At 61.4% G+C, this 2,986-nt stretch carries 3 protein-coding genes; 1 reads left to right on the top strand and 2 read right to left on the bottom strand.

Going from position 1 to position 2,986, the window contains the following annotated elements:
• Positions 1-764: BMP family ABC transporter substrate-binding protein (locus EN749_RS33570; RefSeq protein ID WP_145991121.1), on the top strand; the 764-nt coding region annotated here is incomplete at its 5' end.
• Between the two features lie 45 nt (positions 765-809).
• Here the strand turns inward: EN749_RS33570 and EN749_RS33575 are convergent.
• Together EN749_RS33575 and rimO are read right to left on the bottom strand one after the other, a co-directional pair.
• Entirely contained in the window at positions 810-1,916 is a 1,107-nt protein-coding gene (locus EN749_RS33575) for an acyltransferase (protein WP_128364779.1), read from the bottom strand.
• 98 nt (positions 1,917-2,014) lie between these two features.
• Positions 2,015-2,986, bottom strand: a 972-nt coding sequence (gene rimO, locus EN749_RS33580; RefSeq protein ID WP_128364780.1) for a 30S ribosomal protein S12 methylthiotransferase RimO, incomplete at its 5' end; no start/stop codon positions are given.

Raw genomic sequence — 2,986 nt, forward strand, 5'->3', positions numbered from 1 at the left:
TGAAGGTCGCCAAGAAATTCCCCAAGGTGATGTTCGAGCACGCCACCGGCTACAAGACCGCTGACAATCTCGGCATCTACAATGCGCGTTTCTACGAAGGCCGCTACGTGCTCGGCCAGATCGCCGCCAAGGAATCGAAGGCCGGCGTTGCCGGCTACATCGTTTCCTTCCCGATTCCCGAAGTGGTGATGGGCATCAACTCCTTCATGCTCGGCGCACAGTCGATCAACCCGAACTTCAAAGCCAAAATCGTCTGGGTGAATTCCTGGTTCGATCCGGGCAAGGAAGCCGACGCCGCCAAGGCGCTGTTCGACCAGGGTGCCGACATCATCGTCCAGCACACCGATTCGACCGCTGCCCTGCAAGTGGCCGAGGAGCGGGGCCTGAAGGGCTTTGGGCAGTCATCGGACATGATCAAGTTCGCGCCCAAGGCGCAGCTGACTTCGCTCACCGATGATTGGGGTCCCTATTACATCAGCCGGGTCCAGGCAGCCCTCGACGGCACCTGGAAGCCGGGCAATGTCTGGCTCGGCATCAAGGACGGCGCCGTCAAGCTCGCTCCTTATACCAACATGCCCGACGACGTGAAGGCGATGGCCGAAGCCACCGAAAAGAAGATCGCCGACGGCTGGAATCCCTTCACCGGGCCGATCGCCAAGCAGGACGGCACGCCATGGCTGAAGGATGGCGAAGTCGCCGACGACGGCACGCTGCTCGGCATGAATTTTTATGTGAAGGGCGTCGACGACAAGCTGCCGAAATAACCAGCGCGAGACATGAGACGGAGGGGCGCCGCGAGGCGCCCTTCTTCATTCGGCGGGCTGTGCGCCGGCAGAGGGGCGATGAAACCGCGTTCGTCCGGCATCGACCACACGGCCGAGCCAAAACCTGAGCAACCGCTGTACCGGTCGTTCGCAGGTGCGCCAGATCGAACACGAAATGAAAAGCATGAGCACGACGCAACCACGGGCGGCAATCCATTTGCCGACAATGGGCGTTGCCGCATTGATGGCGAGATAGCCGATCTCCTGATGCAGCAGATAGAGCGGATAGGTCAGCACGCCCAGCGCCAGGGTGAGCGCCGATGCCCTCACACGGTGGCGCAGCAGCACCGCGCCGATCAGGGCCGCGTGCATGACGGCGTTGGCGAGGACAAGATTGGCCGAGGAGACGGCAATGCCGTAGTGGCCGAGCATCCAGCGCTGCGTCACCGACAGCGTTCCGCAGGAGATCAGGAACGCGGCGGCGAGCAGCAGCAGGGCCGGCACAGAACGGCCATGCGAATGGATGTGGTGGACCAGCACGCCGGCGGCGAAGAACGGGCCGAACTCGGTGAGGAACAGCAGCCTGGCTCCGCCGCTGCCGATGAAGAACTCGTTCAAGGCCGAGATCGCCAGCCAGATGAAGATCAGCTCCAGCTTGCGTTTCTGGAAGAGCCCGGTGAACAGGGCCAGCGTGATCCATCCGTAGAACACCAGTTCAAGCACGATCGACCAGTAGACGCCGTCCATGAAGGGTTGGCCGAAGACCGGCGCGAACATCGACAGGTTGGCGACATACTGGCTGAAAGAGGCTGGAAGCAACGGCGTGCCGGCAAGGGTGAGAACTGCGAAGGTGATCGTCATGCAGAACAGAAAACCCGGATAGAGGCGAACGAACCGCGCGATCGCAAACTGATCCCAGCTCCGGTTTTCCGCCGACCAGGCAATGACGAAACCGCTGATCAGGAAGAACAGATTGACGCCGAGATAGCCGTAGAGGGCGAACGGTGCGGCAAGCGGATAGCCCTGCGCGAGGTAGCCTTCGGCGGCCGAGCCGCGAAAGAAATAGTGAAAGAACACGGCAGCAAGTGCTGCCGCCAGCCTGAGCAAATCCAGCGTCGCGATGTAATTTTGTTCCGCAGATCTGGTGTTCATCCGCATTCCCCCGCATCTCCGGTCCGCAAACCATAGAGCGGATCGCGGCTGAGCGGGTTAAAAGGCTGAACTATCGCCAGATGTAGTAAATACGGCCCTCAGACCGCCGAACCATAAAGGTCATAGGCGTCGGCGCGGTCGATCTTGACGGTGACGATATCGCCCTGGCGCAAAGGGCGGCGCGACTGGATATGCACCGAGCCATCGATCTCGGGCGCGTCGTATTTGGTGCGGCCCTTTGCCGACGTGCCATGCGCCTCGTCGATCAGCACCGGCAGGCGCTTGCCGACCTTCTTGGCCAGCTGCGTTGCCGAAATCTTCTGCTGGCGCTGCATGAAACGGTGCCAGCGCGCCTCCTTGATCTCCTGGGGAACCTGTTCGAGACCGAGATCGTTGGAGCGGGCGCCGCGGACCGGCTCGTATTTGAAGCAGCCGGCGCGATCGATCTTGGCCTCGTCGAGCCAGTCGAGCAGCATCTCGAAATCATCGTCCGTCTCGCCGGGGAAGCCGACGATGAAGGTTGAGCGAATGGCCAGATCCGGGCAGACCTCACGCCAGCCGCGAATGCGCTCGAGCGTCTTTTCGCCGTGTGCCGGCCGGCGCATGTTCTTCAATACCTGCGGCGAAGCGTGCTGGAAGGGGATATCCAGGTAAGGAAGGATCTTGCCCTCTGCCATCAGCGGGATGACGTCGGCGACATGCGGGTAGGGGTAGACATAGTGCATGCGCACCCAGATGCCGAGCTTGCCCAGTTCCTCGGACAGATCGAGGAATTTTGCGCGCACCTCACGGTCGCCGAACATCGACGTCTGATACTTGATGTCGATGCCGTAGGCGCTGGTGTCCTGTGAGATCACCAGAAGTTCCTTGACCCCAGCCTTGGCCAGTTTCTCGGCCTCGCGCAGCACATCGGCCGCCGGCCGCGAGACGAGGTCGCCACGCAGTGCCGGAATGATGCAAAAGGTACAGCGGTTGTTGCAGCCTTCGGAAATTTTCAGATAGGCGTAGTGGCGCGGCGTCAGCTTGACACCCTGCGGCGGCAAAAGATCGACATAAGGGTCGTGCGAAGG

It is taken from the genome of Mesorhizobium sp. M7A.F.Ca.ET.027.02.1.1, assembly GCF_004022985.1.
In the GTDB taxonomy this organism is placed as follows: Bacteria; Pseudomonadota; Alphaproteobacteria; order Rhizobiales; family Rhizobiaceae; genus Mesorhizobium.